The organism is Evansella clarkii (assembly GCF_002019695.1).
GTDB lineage: Bacteria > Bacillota > Bacilli > Bacillales > Salisediminibacteriaceae > Evansella > Evansella clarkii.
The window spans coordinates 3,361,972-3,381,950 of the sequence record NZ_KV917376.1 but is presented as its reverse complement, the minus strand read 5'-3'; the positions used below and the strand labels follow the sequence as shown (position 1 = coordinate 3,381,950).

Sequence of the window (19,979 nt, the reverse complement as noted above, 5' to 3'; positions counted from 1 at the left end):
GTACAGAGCTTTTGGAGTCTCTTAAGCCTCTCGTAAGGAGCTTATATGATGAGTGAAAATGGAATGGCTCGTTTCATAGAAACTGCAGTTTTAGCAATAGCAGGGGGATATATTTTCAGCGTGGCAAACCTGCCGCTGCCGTGGGTGCTGGGAGCCTTGACCTTCGTCCTCCTCTGGCAGGGTATCACAAAACGAAAAGCGAATCTCCCATCCAGAGTAAAGAATTCAGGATTGATTATATTAGGCCTTTATTTCGGCTTATATTTTACAGCCGAAACATTTATGCTGCTCGGCCCATACTTCTTTCCTTATCTGTTTATGACGGTTCTTCTTATTGGGGCAAGCATTGTTATCAGCAGCTTAATCACTAACTGGATTGATGTGGATAAAATAACAAGCGTGTTTGGATCTATCCCTGGGGGCTTAACGGAAATGGTCATTGCCAGTGAATCATTGAACGCCAGGTCCTCTCTTGTAGTTATCTTCCAGACAGTCCGCCTCCTCACTGTTCTGTTTATCGTTCCTGCAGCGATTATTTTTTATTTCAATGCTCAGGGACAGGCTGGCGGAGCCATGGCTGCTGAAGAGCCTTTTGTTTTTGGCGGCTGGCAGTATGTATGGTTCCTGATACCTGTGGCAGCAGGGCTTATTGTAAAAAATAAAATCCCTGCCGGTTATATAATCGCTCCTCTCGCTGTAACAGCAGTAATGAATGTAAGCCCCGCGATGCTTCCCGCATTACCGGAAATACTCCTGATCGCAGGGCAGGCGGCAATAGGAGCAAGCTTAGGGAAGAATATTTCTTTTCAGGATTTACGTCTTGGGGGAAAATATTGTTTTGTGTATTTTGGAGTAGCATTGCTGCTAATATTGTTTTCATTCGGTCTCGGTTATCTCCTTGCCAGCTTTACATCTCTTTCTCTCGCAACCGCTGTCTTAAGCGTTGCGCCCGGGGGACTGATTGAGATGGTTCTTACGGCTTCAGCAGTAGGCGGTGACCCTGCAATTGTGAGTGCCCTTCAGCTGATTCGTATCCTTGTTATTATTATGTTTGTACCACCACTGTTGAAATGGTATTTCAGGAAAAAGCAAAAACAGGGTGAACCTCAGTATATTTAAATTTAACTTTCCTGAAATAAAGGTGCCAGCAGTTTCCCTGCCGGCACCTTTATTATTGATTTAACGCTTTTCAGTTAATCTTGAGGGATTTCCAGAACGATTTTTCCAAACTGGTTCCCCTGTTCCATATACTCATGTGCTTTTTTGATATCTTCGAGCGGGAAAACTTTATTTACTACAGGCCGGATTTCATGCTTTTCATAAAACTTGAGCATGTCCCTGAATTCATCAGGCGTTCCCATCGTGGTGCCTAAAATATCAAGCTGTTTCAGAAAGACGACAGGTATTACAACATTCGCCTGAGGTCCGCTTGTAGCCCCGAAAGTAACAATTCTGCTTCCTGGTTTTGCGATAGACGTTAGCACATTAAACGTCTCGCCGCCGATTGTATCGATACTGATATCTGCACCACCAGTCATCTTCTTAAGCTTTTTCCCCCAGTCGTCAGACTTATAATTCACTCCGTCGACCGCTCCGAGATTTTTTGCCTCTTCTATTTTTTGATCATCTCCTGAAGTGACATAAACCTTCAGTCCTTCAGCTACAGCCATTTGAAGCAGGAACGTAGCAACGCCTCCGCCAATTCCCGGGATGACCAGAGTTTCTCCAGACTTTATCTGCCCTCTTGTAAATAAGGCACGGTATCCAGTTAGACCGCCTAAAGGAAGTGCCGCAGCTTCTTCCCATGACAGGTAATCTGGTTTTGGAAAAATATTGTCAGCGGAAATAGTAATATACTGGGCATGGGTACCGTCTGTCGGGTTTCCTGCAATAGAAAAGTCCTTTCCACTGTGCCTCGGATTGTCACCCCAGTTTAGGGCAGGGTTAATGATTACTTCCTGGCCTGGTCTAAAGTCTGCCACACCCTCCCCCGCTGCTTCTATTACTCCTGCTCCGTCCGCTCCAGGAATAGAAGGAAACTTTATCCCCGGGTATAACCCCTGTCTTACAAAAACATCTCTTCGGTTCATCGCAGCAAATTTCAGCTTGACCAGCACTTCCCCTGGGCCAGGTTCAGGAACAGGCACTTCCTCAAATAACAGTTTTTCCAGTCCGCCAGTTTCACGTATCATTACTGCTTTCATTCTATCAATCTCCTTTTATTTTTATATAAAAATGTTTTTCATAAACATGTTGTTTGAGCAGCACTATTTAAGCGAGAAGGAATGCAATCAGTGTACCAATGGTTCCGTATATTATTGCGAAAGGAAGATTGGCCATCGTAATTCTGTACGGATTCTGGTGTGTATACATAGAAGTTAAGGTAACTGTAACCCCGTATGTAGCTGCGCTGGCAGTCGCCATTGCCCCGGTAATGAGCACGATTCCTAAGCTCAGGGGGTTAATGACATCATATAACGGAGTAATTACTTCCATTAAAACACCGATCGTAGCTATTGGATGTACCCCAATCATACTCATTAACAAATACGAGAGCTGGATAAAAAATAAAATAACCAATGGTCTGTCAGAAGCTGCAATAAAAGGATCCTGGATAACTTGCAGGAGCGGCGTGGCACTCAGGCTGTTGGAGAACAGTGCGAGTGAGACAAACAGCACCACAAAGTTTTGCATTCCATTGGTCCTTGCTTTCCACGTGTGCCAGCCTATAGAAATAAAACTGTACCAGCGTCTCATAGACAGAGCCCACAGAGCAGCAAACGGGAAAATAACAAGGGTGACAGCAAGTATGAAGTTAAGTTCAAAAACATTGCTTACTATAATGACTGTCGTTAAAAATACTGCCAGAGCCATGAAAAGATGAATGATCTTTCCAGCTACTTGCTTAATGGATAACGATCTCGGTTCATGATGATAAACCGGTTCATAGGGAAGCTTACTGTAAGCTAATTTTCCCCACACTATATCAAGGGTTACCATGATGACGGAAAACAACAATAACCATGGAAGATACACTAAATAGCTGACACCGGTAGCATCCACGCTGATAGCTACCATAATCTCCATCGGGCTCCAGACAAGAGCCATGGAAAAAGCCCGCAAAGTTGTCTGGCTTATGAATTTATTCCGCAGGTTTACTGATAAGTTTGAAAGGTTTTCTTTCAAAACTCCCTGGGTCAGCGGTAACGCAGATAAATTGATGAAAGAAATAAGCGTATAGGACGTGAGCGTTGCCTTTCCATACAACTGGCCAAGGTTGGAGACATTTGTCTTCATCAGTTCATTAATCCTTCTGTCAAACCTGCCGGCCCTAACAACACTGTTCATCCACGGAAGCATCATCAGCAAGGCGATAAGACCCATGTTTGTTGTCATAAATTCCAGGAAATCCAGTGCGGGTCTGCCGCTTTGCAGAAACAATACTATTCCTGCAAGAATAAATAATGATCCCAGTATTTTAAACAGCCGGGACGCCCCGGGAAACGATAAAAGGAGCATAGGTACTGCCGCTGCTCCAATAAAATAAGTAAGAATTTCAATGCCTGCAAAAATATTAAAAACGTAAACTGCTAAGATAGTAAAATAAAACAAATACAAATAATGCTTTAAAAAGTGCTGCATCTATGTAGTTCCTCTCTGTTAATATCAGCTGTACCTTCATGTTAATCTGTCTTATTTGAATTTTCCAGAATAACGTACTGAAAAGGTTTTGTAAGGTCTTATACTTTTGAAATGCAAAAAAGACTGTCACAACTACCTCCTCAGGAAGCCATGTAACAGTCCTTTATTATTGATTTTTACAACTGGCCGATTACTCCGGATTTTTCATCTTCGGGAGTATCTTCCCCACTGTATTCCCCTGATTTTTCAATGAGCTCCCGTTTTTTCAGTAAGTACTCCAGATGCTGCAGAGGCATCGTTCCGTAACTTCTCCCATCACCTAAAGTAAACTGTACGAAGGAACCTTTTTTCTGGCTGATCTTCAACGTATCCCCTCTTTTGAAATGAAGCTTATTGTCTTCAGAGATATCGAATTCGGCTCCTTTATAAATGTCCATGTCATTCCACCTCCTGGAAGTAATCTGCGATTATATATGTATTATCTCTCCATCTGAAATTATACATACATAATATGAAACTTCAATCACCGGGATTTAGTTCATCCCCACTGTTGTGAAAGAAGGATCGATCAGGATCATTTTTTAAAATGAAGTTAATGAATCACCTTTATTTTCCCCACCCTGAAGAATATGTTATGATCAACAAAAAGTGGAGGAGATTGATTTTATGGCTCTTCAGTTCAAACCAGGAGATATAGTTACAGGCATTTATAAAACAGGAAAGTATATTGGAGAAATAACTGAACAAAAGAAAGAAAGATATGTAGTGAAAGTTCTTGCTGTTCTGAAGCATCCGGTGCAGGGGGATCTGCATCAGCCGAAGACAGCGGATGTGCCTTTGTTTCACAAAAGGAAAGCACTTGGTTTGAGGGAAAAAACAAACATTCCGGATGTTTATGTGAAAAAGTATGAAGGGGAAATTCCTGATTACAAGGAATCACTGAGGAAAGCTTTACATGAGCAAAAAGCAGAACTTGAGAAGGATGACAGTGAGTGGGCCAAAAAATCCATGGAGTCTCTTCGTTTGTTAGAAGAAGATTATTTTCCGGAGAGTGAATAATCAATTCACGGGTTTTCGTAAGATCGAAAAAGCTATATAAGGAGTGTTACACATGGGAGAATGTAAACTGGATCATAGCAGGCAGGATGTACTAAACAAACTGGAACAGCAGCGGGAACATTTACCTGAGGACATGTACCGCAGCTTTGCGTCTTATCTTGAAAAGGAGCGTCCGCAGCTCGAGCTTAACGAAGCTTTTCATCTTCTGAAAAAATACGATCTGTCCAGTGAAGAAGAACAGCAGGAAAGAAACAAAAAAATGCAGGAGCTTCTGCAGAAAAATTAATTAATGAAAAGGGCACAATTTCATTTTGTGCCCTTAAACTGTCTTATCTATTCTTTCGGAAGGACAATCGTTACGTCCGTTCCTTCCCCTTCTTTACTTGTAAGGGAAATTTCCCCGTTATGCAGCTCGACGATACGTTTACATACCATTAACCCCAGACCTGTCCCTTGTACTTTCGTTGTGAAAAACGGCTCAAACAGTCGTTTCTGTTTATCCTTACTGACTCCATAGCCATAATCTCTGATAGTTATTATGTATCTCTGATCGTTTTCAGTCAGGGCTATGTTAATAATCGGTGTGTCTTCTTTCGTTGCTTCAATAGCATTCCGGATAATATTTATAAAAACCTGTTTAAGCATATCCGGATCACATACTGTCTTGAATGCCCCATCAAACTCCGTCTGTATTGTTATTCCTTTGATCTGACACTGAGGTTCCATAAACAGAATGACATCGTCAAGAAGCTTATCCAGATTAATTTCTTTCATAATAAGCTTGCGGTTTGGTTTTCCGATAAATAAGAATTCCTCTACAATACTGTTAAGCCGTTCTAATTCATCAAGCATTATATCTATGTACTTAGCCATTTCCTGTCTGTCAGCTGTATCATTAGAGATATTTGCACGAAGCAGCTGAGTAAACCCTTTTAAGGAAGTAAGAGGATTTCTGATCTCATGGGCAATTCCTGCAGCAAGTTCCCCGGCAAGAGCGAGTTTTTCCATCTCTTTAATTTTCTTTTCATTTTCTTTTTCCTCAGTTATGTCAATAGCGGTGCCAAACACTTCCTTAACATTGCCGTCTTCTTTATTAGGATTCAGCGTTGCCAGATAATACACCCCGTTAATACAGCCTTCGTAATTAATAATCTCCCCATTCCACGCCTGCTCGTAATAGTGGACTTTTAGCGCGGCCTCTTTTTTGGGTAAAAAATTAAATAAAGTGTGATTCAGTATGTCAGCCTTCTTCTGCCCCATCTTTTTTATAAGTTCGCCTTCTGCATATGTATGTATATATTGGCCGTCCACTTTTTTGTATTTAAAGACGAAGCCATTACGCCGGGGCAAAAAATCTTTAAAATTAATTTCAGTATAATTATTCAATTTTACTCAGCTCCTGCCTCTATAATTCTATTATGATGAGGTGCTATGAATATATATTAAAATTATATCAAAACAGTTTAATTGATGAAATATGTAAAAATAAAACTGAACAGGTAAATTTATATATTCCTCTGTTCAAGGAGAAGAAACTGAGACTGCTGTATCATCTAATGTTAAATTTTTTTCTGAAAACCATGTTAAGGAGGGTTGATTTCTTATGAGGAAAGGCTTCTTGCTGAAAACAGGAGGCATTATTCTGCTTCTTCCATTAATTATATATTTGTTATTTTATATTTTCCAGGACAGTATATTATTTTATCCCCAGCCATTAACAGAGGAGCGCCTTGATGATATTGACAAAAATTATGAAGATGTCCAGGAAATCATTCTTGAAATGGAGGATGGTACTGCTGTACACGGCTGGCTCGCAGAAAGTAAAACGGAATCCCCCTCCCCGCTACTCATTTATTATGGCGGGAATGCGGAAGAAGTTTCTTATTTAATTGAACAAGCGAACAAGCTGGAAAACCGTTCTGTATTATTAATGAATTACCGGGGCTACGGAAACAGCGAGGGTTCTCCTGGAGAGGCTGAAATGTTTAGTGATGCTCTGGAAATTTATGATTACATCAGCGGCAAAGAAACGATTGATGACAACAGAATCGCAGTTATGGGAAGAAGCATGGGCACCGGGGTTGCCGTCTATGTTGCAGAGCAGAGAAATCCGGAAAAGATAGTGCTTGTTTCTCCATACGACAGCCTGACGTATGTGGCCCGGGACAGGTACCCCTTCGTTCCAGTCAGCATTCTTCTTAATCATCAATTTGACAATATAAGCCGAGGGGAGTCGATTAGCACTCCTTTACTTACACTCATTGGTTCTGAGGATACAATTATTCCTCCCGAGCATTCTGTAAGGCTGGCAGAAGCATGGAATGGCCCAACTGAACAAATCATTTACGAGGGGAAGGGCCATAATGATATTCATCTGGCCCCGGATTACTGGCAGAGCATCATTGACTTTATTGAAAACTAACTGCTTTTCTTAGTCTATTAACGCCTTTGCGATAAGTCTGTAGGAGTTAATTCTGTCTTCAAAGCTGTGTGTAATCGTATTAACCATAATTTCGTCCGCCCCGGTAGTCTCTTTTATTTCCTTAAGCTTATCACTTACCTGGAGCGGATCACCAATAATCATCCGTTTTTTCCCATTTTCAATGGATTCCTTCTCTTTTTCTGAGTATGTGCGGGCCAGAGCTTCTTCTAATGAAGGAATTCCTCTTCCCGCCGTTTCCGGATTGTCGCTCTGCAACTTCCACAATAAACTGCTCAAAGCAAGCTCTTCTGCTTTTTCCTCCGTTGCAGCACATATAGCTGAAACAGTTAAAATAGTTTCAGGTTCAGGTCGATAAAAAGTTCCTTGAAAATTATTTTTATACCTTTCTATTATGTCGCTTCCGTCATTTTCACTCATAAACTGGCCGAAAGCATAAGCAAGGCCGTGCTCTGCTGCAAGATCAGCGCTTTTACCGCTCGTGCCTAACAGCCAAACGTCAGGTGGGTGAGCAGGTACAGGAGCGGCGCTTACCTTTGAAAACATATGGTCTTGCGGAAAACCTTTGTAAATAAAACGGGTCAGTTCATCAACAGAATCAGGAAATTTCCTGACTTGTTCCAGATAATTATCTGACAGAGCCATCGTCACTTCCGCAGAACCTCCCGGGGCTCTTCCTAACCCTAAATCAATGCGACCGGGAAATAAATTTGCCAGCATATTAAAATTTTCCGCTGTTTTATAAGGTTTATAATGAGGCAGAAGCACCGCTCCCGCACCTATACGAATCGTGTTCGTCTGTGCTCCGATATAGCTGAGGAGAACTTCCGGAGAAGAACAGGCAAGCCCCGGCAGGTCATGATGCTCTGTGACCCAGAATCTCGTATAGCCTGCTTTCTCCCCTTCCTTCGCCAGTTCTGCAGAAGCCATTAAAGCTTCCCCAGCTGTTTTCCCTTCAGGAACAGGAGACTGGTCTAAAATACTAAGCTTCATATAATCAGCCTGCTTTCTGTTATTTTTACAGGATTGTCCCATACTGCTAGTAGTAAAACGAATTTTATAATAAAATATGATATATTCATACTAGAAGCAAATATTGTAAACCAAGTATTGGAGTGATTAAATTGGCTGCACCTGCTCAAGGCGATAAAGTGTACGTAAGCAAACTGCATAACAGTTATGCAGCGAAAGGCATCGTCATCGATATATGTAATGACAAGGGAGACCTCGAAGAGCATTTCACTGAAGATCATCCCTTTTTTATGACATATACTTCATGGGTTAAAAACGACAAACCTGTATATATTGTGGAACTGGAAAGTAACCTTGGACTAGCCGGCTTTCTGAAACAGGAACTATCCGCTGAAGACTAGTTCCGGCCGGGCTGAAAATGATGTACTGTGAAACCTTTGCTGACCGCTAAAAAACAAAGGAGAATTTTAATATGGACAGACTCGATCTCCCTGCTTTCGATACGGAACTGGACAAAGATATTTATATTTGTACCCATTACGGGGAAAACCCCGCTGACCATCACGGAGCCGTTGTCCCTCCAGTCTATGAAAGCTCCCTCCATGTTTTTGAAAAATACGAGGACTTTGTAGAGGCGCAGAAAGATGAGCAGAAAAACTACCTGTACTGGAGAGGCACTAATCCAACAGTAGAAATAGCGGAGAAAAAGCTTGCTGCTCTGGAAAGAGGCGAAAGCTGCAAATGCTTTGCCTCCGGTATGGCGGCAATATCAGCAGCTGTCCTGGCTTTTCTTCATTCCGGCAGCCACATTATTACTCTCGGAAATGTTTATGGCACTTCTTTTAAGCTGCTAGATTATTTAAAAGAAAAGTGGCAGGTGGAACATACAGCACTGGACGATTTTTCACCGGAATCTTTACAAGCTTCAATTCAGGAGAATACGAAAATTATTCTGCTGGAGAGCCCCTCCTCAGTTACCTTTAAGCTTGTTGATTTGTCTGCTGTTGCTAAGATTGCCCGGGAGAACAATATAAAAACGATCATCGATAATACGTGGGCGACTCCCCTTTTTCAAAAACCACTTTTGGCGGGGATAGATGTAGTCGTCCATTCGGCCGCAAAATATTTGAGCGGCCACAGCGATATTCTTGCCGGAGCTGTTATATCTGATACTGAAACAATGAAGCAGATTTTTGATAATGAATTTACTTTATTCGGAGCCGCTCTGCCGCCTCATGAAGCCTGGCTTTTAATCCGCGGCCTCCGCACCCTGCCTGTCAGAATGAAACAGCATGAAGACTCTGGCTTATCGATAGCTCGTTTTCTCCAGCATCACCCGGCTGTAAAGAAAGTGAACCATCCAGGCCTTTTAGAAAATGAAAGCTACAAGCTTGGTAAAAAACAGTTAACCGGCTATGCAGGAGTATTTAGTTTTGAGCTGCTGGACGGCAGCTATGAGAACGTAAAACAAATCATAAACACATTAAGCTTCTTTCAGATTGGCTTCTCCTTTGGTTCCTACGAAAGCTTAGTTTTATCAGAAAACAACGGCAGTAACAAAGAAGAACTGAGACGGAAGGGGATCGACCCTGGACTGATCCGGATTTCCCCGGGTCTGGAGAGCCCACAGTCCCTCATTAATGATTTGAACGACGCACTCAATTCTGTTGTCAGGTAAATGAAAAAGTTAAGGGACTCTCCCTTAACTTTTTTGTTGCGCCAAAAGGTATTTGTATTTTTAAGGTTGCTTTTACCATGGCCTGAAATTTTGTCTTATTGTTTGGTTTGGCTATCGTTTCACTCTTCTGCCGGAAGACTTCTTCTCAAGGGGAAGAAATCTCAAGATCTTTTCAACAGAGAAACTCACCGGGGAAGGAAATTTATAAACGGTGTTATCACCACGCTTAATTTTGGCATCTGACAAGGTGATATAACCATTAGCCGCTTCTACCAGTTTCCCGCTGAACACAGGTTCAAAATGTTCGTCCTTAAAGAACAGCTTTCCCCCTTCCATAATCAGCATTACCTTTTGACCGAGCATAGCTTTAAACTTACCGCTGCCATACGAGCCTTTGTTATTAGCCGTTTTTTCTGATTTTTTGCCATTTCCCTTTTCGCTTCCCTGCGCTGCCTCTTTTTTTACCGAAGCTATTGCAGTTTTATCTGCTTGCTTTAATTCAGATTTCCTGGTCAGAGCCCCTCTGTAGAAATCCTGATTACTCAACTGCCCCACCCCGCTCTAATAATTTTTCCGCTTTAAATTTTATCGCCAATTCCATACATCTTATGGTCAAAAGCCCTTATACGCCAGCCCATTTTGGCAGGCGGACAACTGACAGGTGAATCATTCAGCCACACGTTGAATAAGGGCTGTCACACAAAAAAACGAGCATGAATAAAATGCAAACAGACACATGTTTCATTCAATTATTATTCATAACCTTTATTATATTGCAGAGGTCAAAGCCGATGTCTCAGGTTTTTTTAGGGAGCGATGTATCAGGAAATGTTCTGGCATTTTAAAGAATTTGGTTTTGAAAAGGAGGGACAAAGAATGCCTAAATTCCGAAGAATTCCGGTAATCGTTGAAGCAGTAAAAATTACAAGGCCGATAACAATTGATACCGCAGAAGGCTCGATTACCGGAAACCCCGGCGACTATTTAATAACCGAAGCCTCAGGGGAGCAGTACCCTCTGGCAGCAGAAATCTTCACCAGTGAATTCGAACCATACAAAGCAAGAATGAGCGCAAAGACAGCCGTTATGAAATCAATGCGGAAAGTTAAACGAAAAACAATGGATTTCATTAAGAAAAACGGGCCTGATGAAAAACGTGCCTGAGTAAGTTTATGCGGGTTAAGTGCGGAGGGGGGAGGATTTGGCGGGAGAGGTGCTGGGTTGATTTCAGGTGCGGCTGGCACCTCCCTCATGCTCACATATACTCCCGTTTTCTCCTTCTCCCAACCTGGCACTTTGGTTCCGGGTACATCGGTACCAGGTTGACTGCATGCACGGCCGGAACCTCCCTCATGCTCACCTATACTCCCAAATTCACGTTCTCCCAACCTGGCACCTCGGTTCCAGGTACGATGGTGCCAGGTTGAATGCATGACCGGCCCACACCTCCCTCATGCTCACTTATACTCCCGTTTTCTCCTTCTCCCAACCTGGCACTTTGGTTCCAGGTACGCCGGTGCCAGGTTGATTTCATGTCCGGCCCCCACCTCCCTCATGCTCACTTATACTCCCGTTTTCTCCTTCTCCCAACCTGGCACCTTGGTTCCGGGTACATCGGTGCCAGGTTGACTACAAACTAGCCAGCCTCCTCCCTCAAAACCACCCAAACTTTTATTACATATTTTTCACTCGATAACAAAGGCTAATAGGCAGTATTGCAAAACTCAGGAAACAGGTGATACTTTATGGAAGCTGGCTGGCTGTCTATACTGCCCTTTTTAGTTGTGATTCCGATTGCTATTTTTACGAAACAGGTGCTGCCAGGGCTGATTGCCGGGCTTCTTGTTGGTGCATACATACGGACACCTGAACTCATCGGCGGAGTTCAGACATTTCTAAATTATGTAGTTCAGGCACTCATAGATGAAAATAATATTAAGATTATTGTCTTTCTTTATGCCTTTTCAGGGCTTGTGGGGATGATTAAAGTCACTGGCGGGATTAAAGGGTTTGTGGAAAAAGCTGCAGAGAAAATCACTACAAAAAAACAGGCACTGATTTTAACTTATGTTTCCACAATAGGTACGTTCAGCGCTCCAACATTCCGGTTTGTCACGATTACACCAATTATGAAGGCGCTCCTCAGAAAAGTAGAGATGTCCACGAAGGAACTTGGATTTGTTATAGAAACGACGGCCACCCCCGTCATCGTCCTTATTCCAGTGGCGACTGCCTTTGTCGGCTACATGGTTTCAGTAATCCAGATTTCCCTTCAGAACGTTGGCGGAACTGTGGATCCGTATTCACTTTTTCTCCAGAGCATTCCGTTTAACTTTTTCGCTTTTACGATCATCGCAGTAGGTATATATTTAAGTTTCTTTCATCATTCCAAATCGAGTGGCTCTGCAGATATGGAACAAGGGCAGGACGAAGAAGACTGGCACGAATGTCACCCGGTTGTTTCAAGGGAGCTTCCTGACAAACCGCTCAACCTCCTTGTCCCTATTTTCCTTGTCATCAGCCTCACATTATTTTTCACGTGGTGGGACGGCAATGAACAGGCAGACAACTTCTTTGAAGCATTTATCCAGGCAGATGTTCTGCAGGCGATGGTAATCGCCCTTATCGTTACTGTATTTTTATCATTAGTGTTTTTTTTATTTCAAAAAGGATTTACATTGTCGGGTATGATTGAAAGTTTTATCATTGGCGGGAATGAACTCATGTCTGTCATAGTACTGCTGTCAGTTGTCTGGGGGCTCTCTTCGGTCACAGATGATTTAGGGTTCTCCGCCTTTGTGACAGCGCACACTGACTGGATACCTGCCCCGTTCATCACTCCGCTGTTGTTCGTATTTGGGGCGGCGATCTCCTATTTTATCGGTTCAGCGTGGGGGACTTGGGGGATTTTGATGCCTTTAGGTATATCCTTGAGTGCGGTAACAGACGTGTCCCTTCCTGTTATTATTGGCGCGGTGTTTGCAAGCGGCTCATTCGGTGCTTTTGCCTCCCCGCTAAGCGATGACACGAACACCATCGCAAAAATCCTTGGAATACCAGTAATGGACTATGTGAGATTCAAATTAAAACCTGCTTTAATAGCAGCGATCATTACTACCGCTGCATACACAGGAGTCTCGTTTTTATTTTAGTGTCAGTATAAAAAAGAAGGCTTGGTGATTGTCCTGATGACATCCCAAGCCTTATCTTTTTTATCCCGATGTAACCGTCCGTATAACTCCCGCCTCAAAACAGGAGTGGAAGCGAAGATGTTCAGGCGGGAGATAACGGACGATAACATCCCGATTGGTTCAACTAACAATCAGTGGGGATGAATAAAATCCCCACTGATTGAAGGTTCACTTTATGCAGCATTTTCTTTTTTTGTATAGGTCAGCCTTGATACAAGTATGCCGACAACCCCGAGAATAATAAACAAAAGGGAGCGTATAAATAAAGAGGCTTCCGGAAGGTCCACAACAATTACTTTCGCAAGGACCACGAAAATAAATATAACCCCTGCAGTCCGGAAAGCTTTATTTTTCCAGAAGAAACCGAGACAAGTCATAGCAATGGCGAAGACCATCCACACAAACGAGATAGCTGCCTGCTGAATGTGTGACTGCCAGGCAAGAGCTGTCCCGATTTCTACTGTCTGATACGTTACATATATGAGAAATGAGCTGACAAAAACGATTGCATTTGCTTTATATACTTGTTTTTTCTCCGGCTCGTATGTTCGTGCCAGCAGATAAAGCATGAGGGTCAGAAGGAGATAAACAAGCCATGCCACCTGCTGTATGCCGCTCGTTGCAAAAGTGTCATTAACAAGAATGAGGGCAAATATGAAATACAAAATAAAGCCAGCAATAATTCGCAAATCGCTTTTAAATCTGTAGCCGACAAATATAACAGAAGCCGCCTGGATGAGCAGTACAGATAATGTGAGTCCCTGATCGCCGGAATAATGAAGCACTGCGAAAGCACCAGCCAGCATAGCAAGGGAGAACATAGTAACAAAGCTTCCGGCAGCTTTTTTGGAAAACTCATAAACTGCCAATCCTGCTAGTAGAACCGGCAGGAACCACAGCAGATTTTCAGCCCATCCGTAATTTACACTGCCTCTAACTCCATGTATCCAGCCTGTCATGATCAGTATATTAGCGTATAATAAAGCTGATAACGGAAGAAACCGTTGTTTTTCCAGCAAAAATACAGCCAGAAATATCCCGAACTGCAGCAGCACTGGGTAAATTAACGCTGCAGCTTCCCCGGCAAGTACACTATAAGCAAGGTAGGTTAAGTGAAACAGTGCAAAGGCGCTGTAAAACAACTTGCTGTATTTTTTATAATATGCGTATGCCAGCAAAGCAATGTACAGGGTAAACTCATAAGCCGCAAATATAAGTAAACTACCCTGTTCACTGGCAGTCAGAAACGGGACGAGATAGCCAGCCAGACCTACAAAGATAAGCAATAGCTCCGATTGCCAGCGGTGCGCAAAATAAAAAACGAGGAGCACCCAGCCTGTATTCATAATAAAAGCTGCAGGTGGCGGAATCATTCCATATAGAACATTCATCGAGAATGTGGTCAGTATGAGAAGCCCCACCGCGCTTCCAAGCAGAACAAGCCCAAGCTTTTCCCGGTCTTTTTTAACCTGCATGCTTCCGTAAAAAATCAGCAGACCGCTGGCACTGAAGCCTGCTAAAACCCGTAATGGCTCGGTAATGTACCCTTCGTCAACCCCCATCCTGTACAGCCAGACAACTCCGATCAGCAGAATAAATGCAAATACTCTTGGCAGCCATACCTGTCCAATCAGTTTTTCGAAATCCAGCCTTTTCTATTAGCTCTTATGGCCAGTTTCCACTGGGGCATCTTTGTAAGTGATCCAGTCGCTCCAGCTTCCGGCATAAAGCTTAGGTTTTATTCCTGTTTCCTCCATGGCCAGAACGTTAGCACATGCAGTGACACCTGAACCGCAATAAACAATTACATTTTTATTATCAGTATTATATTTGCTAAGTTCTTTCGCCTGTTCTTTGGCAGGTTTCCACTTCCCGTTTTTATCAATCCGGTTCTGCCAGTCTTCATTCACAGCGCCAGGAATATGGCCTGCCACAGGATCAATAGGTTCTGTTTCTCCTGTGTATCGTTGTTCCGCCCGGGAATCAATGATCAGGACATCGTTGTTCTGGATGGACTCCTTTACATCCTCTGCAGTAACAAGCATCCCGCTGTTAAGTTCAGGGATGTACTGAGTAATTTCAGCCTCCGGAATTTCCGTTGTAACCGGATGATCTTTTTTCTTCCAGGCGGAGAACCCTTCCTCCAGGATTGCTGCTTTGTTATGGCCCGTATATTTGAGCATCCACCAGAGCCTGGAAGCCATGGCCCCGCCCTGGTCGTCATAAATGATCACCTGTTTCGAATGATCTATCCCTTTCCGGCTGAATAATGCAGCCATTTGTTCAGGTTCTGGCAGAGGATGTCTTCCTCCATGTGTGCTTATTGGAGCCGAAAGCTCTTTTTCCAGATCAAAATAAACAGCTCCGGGAATATGACCCTCTTTATACTCACTGTATCCTTTCTTCGGCTCTCCAAGCTGAAAACGGCAGTCAGCAATAACAATATCAGGGTCTCCTAAATTTTCCTTCAGCCAGCTTAAAGATGTAACATTGCTCATCTCAATTCCTCCTCCATATTCAGTAGGCATTTTTTATGCAATTTCCAGACCAGTTACGGGGTCTGGCCCCGCACGGTTTTGTGAACTTTTTTTGCCCGGCACCTTCTTCCGGGCAGCCTCCATGCTCGGCTGCGTTTAACTTAAATAAGCTGCAGAATCATATATACGGCTATCCCAAAGATGGTAGCCGCTGATATTTTATTAATCAGTTTTCGAAATCTGTAATCTTTGTCTATTCTCCTGATAAAGCCTCCGGCAAACGCGAGAAGAAAGAAATACAGCCAGGAAACCAAAATCGCAGCTAAAGTAAACATCCACAGAGCGTCTCCGTCATAAAGTAGGGAGTTCGTGCCGATGACTCCGAAAGTATCGAGAAACGCATGGGGGTTCAACAGGGAAACAGACAGAGCAAATACAATCTGTTTTTTCGCTGTGATCGGCCCGTTTCCTCCATCTCCCTGAGGCTCCTCCCGCCAGATTGCCCATGCTATGTAAAGAAGAAAAACAATCCCTGCGATATAAATGACATTATGCAGCCATTCAAACTGTTCAACGAGAAAAGCAGTACCAAGAACCGCCAGCAAAATTAAAAACGTATCACAAACAGCCGCTGTTAACACGGCTGGAAATGCTTTATAAACACTTGGCTGTGTTACTCCCTGGTTAAAAATGAACAGGTTTTGCACTCCAAGCGGCAAAATTAAACCTGCAGATAATAAAAAACCGTGAATAAATGCTTCCGTCATTTTTCCATTACCTTTCTAAATGTATTATTCAGGCTGTGCCTCCCTATTCCCTGGATAATCACAAAACTCAATTATCGTCCCTTCCGTATCCGCGGGATTCAGGTAAATGAGCCTTCTGCCATGCTTATTTGTCCGCAAAGTTTCAGGCATAACCCGAATACCTTGCTGCTCCAGTTCCGCAAGAGCCTCTTCCAGATTATCCACCCGGTATGCAATATGGTGAACCCCCTTTCCTTTTTGCTTAATGAACCGGGCAATTGGAGAAGTGGTATTATTCACAGGCGCCAGAAGTTCCGTCCTCGCCCCATTAACTTCCATCACGGCGATTTCACTTTCCACACCTGGTGCTTCACTAATATATCTGTCAATCAGAACAGCTCCAAGCACCTTCTCGTAGAACTCAATACTTCTTTCCATATTCCTTACAGCGATTCCTGTATGATCTAATTCTTTTTTCACCATGAACACTCCTGCTTGAATTATTTCGTACGCTATTATTATATACCAGCCGATCCATTCAATGGTTATTTAACCAAAAAGCAGCTCTGCCTGGTTTTCGTTCAGACAGCAGCTGCTTAAAACCTCTTATTTTACGAACCATGCTTCCTCGGGTGTTCCGTACTTTTCAAAAATCGAATCTCGTGCCTCAACAGCCATTTCCCGTACACGTTTGAGATCCACATCCACAAGTTTTCCGTCACGCTTAACTGCTTTTCCAGCGACAAAAACAGAATCCACGTTGCCCGAATGAGTACACTGCACAACCGCTCCGACAGGGTCGTTAACAGGGAAAAGATTTAAATCTGTTGTCCGGATCATAATAATATCTGCCTCTTTTCCTGGTGTTAAACTCCCCGCCTTATCATCAAGCTTCAGCGCCTTTGCACCGTCAATTGTTGAGAATTCAAGGATATCCCTTGCAGAAAGATGCAGCGGCGGACCAGGCATTTCCCCGTTATCAAGGATCTGCTGATTCACTCTCGCTCTTTCTGCCTGAAGCGCGAACTTCATCTGGGCAAACATATCTCCCCCTGTGGAAGTCACTACATCCACTCCTAACACAGGTCGAACGCCGTTTTCCAGACACAGTCCTGTCGCCGGGTAACCATGGCCCATCATCATTTCTACTTCAGGCGTTACAGAAACAGAACCGCCATTTGCCGAGATCATTTTCATTTCTTCCGGGCTGACTGCATTCGCATGGACAAAATTCAGATCGTCCCCAAGGAGACCGGCATTATGTAATTTCTCGATGGAACGGTCCTGGCTCCCCCATGTTCCAAAGCCAAGATGCATACTGCAGACAGCATCTAATTCACGAGCCAGCTTAATTTCTTCCACGGAAGTATCCCAGGAACAGAACTCTGGTCCCCTGATGGCAAGTCCCATGGTGAGCAGCTGGTCTTTAGAGGAAAAATGCTTTTCCTTGATATACCTCACATCATCCCCGTCAAAGGTGGTACTTTCCCTGTTCCAGTATTCCCCCTCTCCAGGAGACCCGTGACCGAATACAGCTCTGATACCGGATTCCCGCAGCCCCCGGATCATTTCTTCTGTATGATCACGGGAAATAATCATCGACCAGTCGTAAATTGTAGTGACTCCGGAGTCAAGAGCTTCCAGAGCACCGAGGAGATTTCCCGCGTAGTCATCCTGAGGCGTACGCTTAGATCCTATATTTCCGTAATAAATACTGCCGAGATATTTTTGCAGCGACCAGTCTGCTCCAACATTTCTAATGACTGATTCCCAGGTGTGTCGGTGAGTGTCAACGAGACCTGGCATTACGATCATATCCGCGGCGTCAATTACTTCACAATCAGAAGCCTCAATTTCCGGCTTCACTTCAACTATCTTACTTCCTTCTACAAGAACATCCGCCTTTTTAAAATCACCGATTGTTTTATCCAGCGTAAGGACAATCCCGCCCTTAAAAAGTTTCCTTTCCATTGTAACCCCTCCATTATTCCTGTTCTTCGTGTTTTTCGGAAAAACTCAGATAATTCTCCACTACTTTGTCTAAGTATTGGATAGTATCTTCGTCTGTCAGTCTGCCGTTTTCATCGATTTTTTCGTGTACTGCCCCTATAAAAACTTCGTTTCCTGTCAGCACATTTGCCTTTACTCCAGGAGAAGCAAGGATTTGCCGCAGATGAATCTGGCATCTTACTGTACCAAGCATCCCGGGACTAGCACCAACAATAAAAACCGGTTTTCCTGTCATAACTTTATCCACTCTTGAAACCCAGTCCAGCGCGTTTTTCAATACCCCAGGCACGGAGTGGTTATATTCAGGTGTAACAATTAGTACTCCGTCTGCTTCGGATATTTTTCGCTTAAACCCCTTAACTGTTTCGGGAGGATTCTCTTCTTCGTCCTGGTCAAAATAAGGAAGGCTTTTTAAATCCAAAGTTTCAATTTGCATGGAAGCTGCATACCTCTCTGCCATATAATCAGCAATTCTCTGGTTGAAGGAATCCCTTCTTACACTACCAACAAGTGCCGCTATCTTCATTTGCCATGCTCCTTTCTAACAAGTGAATTCCATTATGCCAGTATAAAAATTACTTAATATACCAAAATATATATTAAGTGGTTAAAAGATTAATAGAAGTTACTTAAAAATTCAATTTAAAAGCTATATCCTAACGAACCAGCTTGATAAAAATAAAGAAAATAACCACATTATTTACAAAAAATGTCTGCATCGATACTGAATAAACTATTTGTTTCCTATAAGGACTGCTAATTAGGGAATAATTCGGGTATATGAGGTTGTATTACTAATTTTAAGGAGATAAATGATGCGATTAGGTTATGCCTGTATTAATACTACTTTACCTACAAAGTTTAAGACATGCCGCCTGGCCACTTACCATTCAAAAGGTGCCCAGCATATCAAGGAGCTTACGATAAATAATCTGAAGAATGTCCTCGCAGCCCTGGAATGGAATGTTCAGCATAACATCCGTTTTTACCGGATGAGCACGGAGATCGTGCCCCTTGGCAGCCACCAGGAAATGGACTGGGACTGGTGGGAAGACAAAGATATCCTTCAGCTGACGGACACTATTAAACAGTTCAAGGAAGAACATGACATCCGCTTATCCATGCACCCAGGGCAGTATACGGTACTCAGCACCCCCCACGAACAGGTGCTTGAACGTTCTTTTCTCGATCTGGAGTATCATGATAAGTTACTTAACCTCACTGGCGGCACAGATATGATTATTCACGGCGGAGGAAAATACGGGGACATGGAGTCGGCAAAAATACGTTTTATTAAGAATTATAAACTTCTTCCTGAAAGTATAAAAAACAAGCTCAGGCTGGAAAACGATGATAAAACATACAATCTTAATGATGTGCTGGACATCTCTGAAGAAACAGGTGTCCCGATATGTTTTGACATTCATCACTACCGATGCTGTAATATTGGCACTTCGTTAGCTCCCATGCTTGATAAGGTTTTCGCTTCCTGGGAAAAAACCGGTATCCCTAAAATGCATATCAGCTCGGGTAAAACACATCCAGAAGATAGAAGCCACCATGAATATGTATTTGAAGAAGATTTTAAGGAGCTTCTCGAAGTGCTGGACGGAAGAGAAGCAGATATTATGCTGGAAGCTAAGCTGAAGGAAAAGGCAGTATTACGGATAATTGATTTTCTTGAAAAAGAAAAGGAAAAGTAAGTGTAAGAGAGGCTGTCCAAAACAGGGTCAATCAAACAACCTTGCAGGACAGCCTCGTTTT

General features: G+C 43.1%; 21 protein-coding genes. 9 read left to right on the top strand and 12 right to left on the bottom strand.

Features of this window, described 5'->3' with window-relative positions; all coding sequences use genetic code 11:
• Positions 1-45 precede the first annotated feature (45 nt).
• Positions 46-1,119, top strand: a complete 1,074-nt coding sequence (locus BK582_RS15665) for an AbrB family transcriptional regulator (RefSeq protein ID WP_244895401.1) — start codon at positions 46-48, stop codon at positions 1,117-1,119.
• Between the two features lie 74 nt (positions 1,120-1,193).
• On the opposite strand, the gene BK582_RS15660 is transcribed toward BK582_RS15665, so the two are convergent.
• The 3 genes from BK582_RS15660 to BK582_RS15650 all read right to left on the bottom strand — a co-directional run bounded on the left by BK582_RS15660 (position 1,194) and on the right by BK582_RS15650 (position 4,079).
• Positions 1,194-2,204 (bottom strand): zinc-binding dehydrogenase, encoded by a 1,011-nt coding sequence (locus BK582_RS15660; protein WP_078595934.1) that lies wholly within the window; start codon positions 2,202-2,204, stop codon positions 1,194-1,196.
• Positions 2,205-2,271: 67 nt separating this feature from the next.
• On the bottom strand, positions 2,272-3,642 hold the full coding sequence (locus tag BK582_RS15655; RefSeq protein ID WP_078595933.1) for a hypothetical protein: 1,371 nt from the start codon (positions 3,640-3,642) through the stop codon (positions 2,272-2,274).
• Between the two features lie 176 nt (positions 3,643-3,818).
• Positions 3,819-4,079, bottom strand: a complete 261-nt coding sequence (locus tag BK582_RS15650) for a hypothetical protein (RefSeq protein ID WP_078595932.1) — start codon at positions 4,077-4,079, stop codon at positions 3,819-3,821.
• A 229-nt stretch (positions 4,080-4,308) separates the two neighbouring features.
• On the opposite strand from BK582_RS15650, the gene kapB reads away from it, so the two are divergent.
• Complete coding sequence (gene kapB, locus BK582_RS15645) at positions 4,309-4,701, top strand: kinase-associated lipoprotein KapB (protein WP_078595931.1); 393 nt, start codon at positions 4,309-4,311, stop codon at positions 4,699-4,701.
• 52 nt (positions 4,702-4,753) lie between these two features.
• Positions 4,754-4,987, top strand: a complete 234-nt coding sequence (locus tag BK582_RS15640; RefSeq protein ID WP_078595930.1) for a hypothetical protein — start codon at positions 4,754-4,756, stop codon at positions 4,985-4,987.
• 47 nt (positions 4,988-5,034) lie between these two features.
• On the opposite strand, the gene BK582_RS15635 is transcribed toward BK582_RS15640, so the two are convergent.
• Complete coding sequence (locus tag BK582_RS15635; protein ID WP_078595929.1) at positions 5,035-6,087, bottom strand: ATP-binding protein; 1,053 nt, start codon at positions 6,085-6,087, stop codon at positions 5,035-5,037.
• Between the two features lie 217 nt (positions 6,088-6,304).
• On the opposite strand from BK582_RS15635, the gene BK582_RS15630 reads away from it, so the two are divergent.
• Complete coding sequence (locus tag BK582_RS15630) at positions 6,305-7,123, top strand: alpha/beta hydrolase (RefSeq protein ID WP_078595928.1); 819 nt, start codon at positions 6,305-6,307, stop codon at positions 7,121-7,123.
• 9 nt (positions 7,124-7,132) lie between these two features.
• Here the strand turns inward: BK582_RS15630 and BK582_RS15625 are convergent, their stop codons facing one another.
• Positions 7,133-8,134, bottom strand: a complete 1,002-nt coding sequence (locus tag BK582_RS15625; RefSeq protein WP_078595927.1) for an LLM class flavin-dependent oxidoreductase — start codon at positions 8,132-8,134, stop codon at positions 7,133-7,135.
• Positions 8,135-8,265: 131 nt separating this feature from the next.
• Between BK582_RS15625 and BK582_RS15620 the strand changes: the two genes are divergently transcribed.
• Positions 8,266-8,514 (top strand): hypothetical protein, encoded by a 249-nt coding sequence (locus BK582_RS15620; RefSeq protein ID WP_078595926.1) that lies wholly within the window; start codon positions 8,266-8,268, stop codon positions 8,512-8,514.
• A gap of 71 nt (positions 8,515-8,585) precedes the next feature.
• Positions 8,586-9,791, top strand: coding sequence for a trans-sulfuration enzyme family protein (locus BK582_RS15615; protein ID WP_078595925.1), 1,206 nt, complete (start codon positions 8,586-8,588; stop codon positions 9,789-9,791).
• Between the two features lie 111 nt (positions 9,792-9,902).
• Here BK582_RS15615 and BK582_RS15610 read toward each other — a convergent pair whose 3' ends face one another.
• Entirely contained in the window at positions 9,903-10,337 is a 435-nt protein-coding gene (locus BK582_RS15610; RefSeq protein ID WP_078595924.1) for a hypothetical protein, read from the bottom strand.
• A 330-nt stretch (positions 10,338-10,667) separates the two neighbouring features.
• Here BK582_RS15610 and BK582_RS15605 point away from each other — a divergent pair, with 330 nt between their 5' ends.
• Positions 10,668-10,955 (top strand): hypothetical protein, encoded by a 288-nt coding sequence (locus BK582_RS15605; protein ID WP_078595923.1) that lies wholly within the window; start codon positions 10,668-10,670, stop codon positions 10,953-10,955.
• Between the two features lie 581 nt (positions 10,956-11,536).
• Positions 11,537-12,943 (top strand): Na+/H+ antiporter NhaC family protein, encoded by a 1,407-nt coding sequence (locus BK582_RS15600; protein ID WP_078595922.1) that lies wholly within the window; start codon positions 11,537-11,539, stop codon positions 12,941-12,943.
• Positions 12,944-13,155: 212 nt separating this feature from the next.
• Here the strand turns inward: BK582_RS15600 and BK582_RS15595 are convergent, their stop codons facing one another.
• The 6 genes from BK582_RS15595 to BK582_RS15570 form a co-directional block, all read right to left on the bottom strand.
• A complete protein-coding gene (locus BK582_RS15595) occupies positions 13,156-14,598 on the bottom strand; it encodes a DUF2339 domain-containing protein (protein WP_276328231.1) in 1,443 nt (480 codons plus the stop codon).
• A gap of 42 nt (positions 14,599-14,640) precedes the next feature.
• Positions 14,641-15,480: a sulfurtransferase gene (locus BK582_RS15590; protein ID WP_078595920.1), complete on the bottom strand. Its 840-nt coding sequence runs from the start codon at positions 15,478-15,480 to the stop codon at positions 14,641-14,643.
• Positions 15,481-15,620: 140 nt separating this feature from the next.
• Positions 15,621-16,226, bottom strand: a complete 606-nt coding sequence (locus tag BK582_RS15585) for a LysE/ArgO family amino acid transporter (protein WP_078595919.1) — start codon at positions 16,224-16,226, stop codon at positions 15,621-15,623.
• Between the two features lie 24 nt (positions 16,227-16,250).
• Complete coding sequence (locus tag BK582_RS15580) at positions 16,251-16,685, bottom strand: VOC family protein (protein ID WP_078598068.1); 435 nt, start codon at positions 16,683-16,685, stop codon at positions 16,251-16,253.
• Between the two features lie 126 nt (positions 16,686-16,811).
• A complete protein-coding gene (locus BK582_RS15575) occupies positions 16,812-18,176 on the bottom strand; it encodes an amidohydrolase family protein (RefSeq protein WP_078595918.1) in 1,365 nt (454 codons plus the stop codon).
• Positions 18,177-18,189: 13 nt separating this feature from the next.
• On the bottom strand, positions 18,190-18,741 hold the full coding sequence (locus tag BK582_RS15570; RefSeq protein ID WP_078595917.1) for an NADPH-dependent FMN reductase: 552 nt from the start codon (positions 18,739-18,741) through the stop codon (positions 18,190-18,192).
• Between the two features lie 286 nt (positions 18,742-19,027).
• Between BK582_RS15570 and uvsE the strand changes: the two genes are divergently transcribed.
• Entirely contained in the window at positions 19,028-19,918 is an 891-nt protein-coding gene (uvsE, locus tag BK582_RS15565; protein WP_078595916.1) for a UV DNA damage repair endonuclease UvsE, read from the top strand.
• Positions 19,919-19,979: the final 61 nt, after the last annotated feature.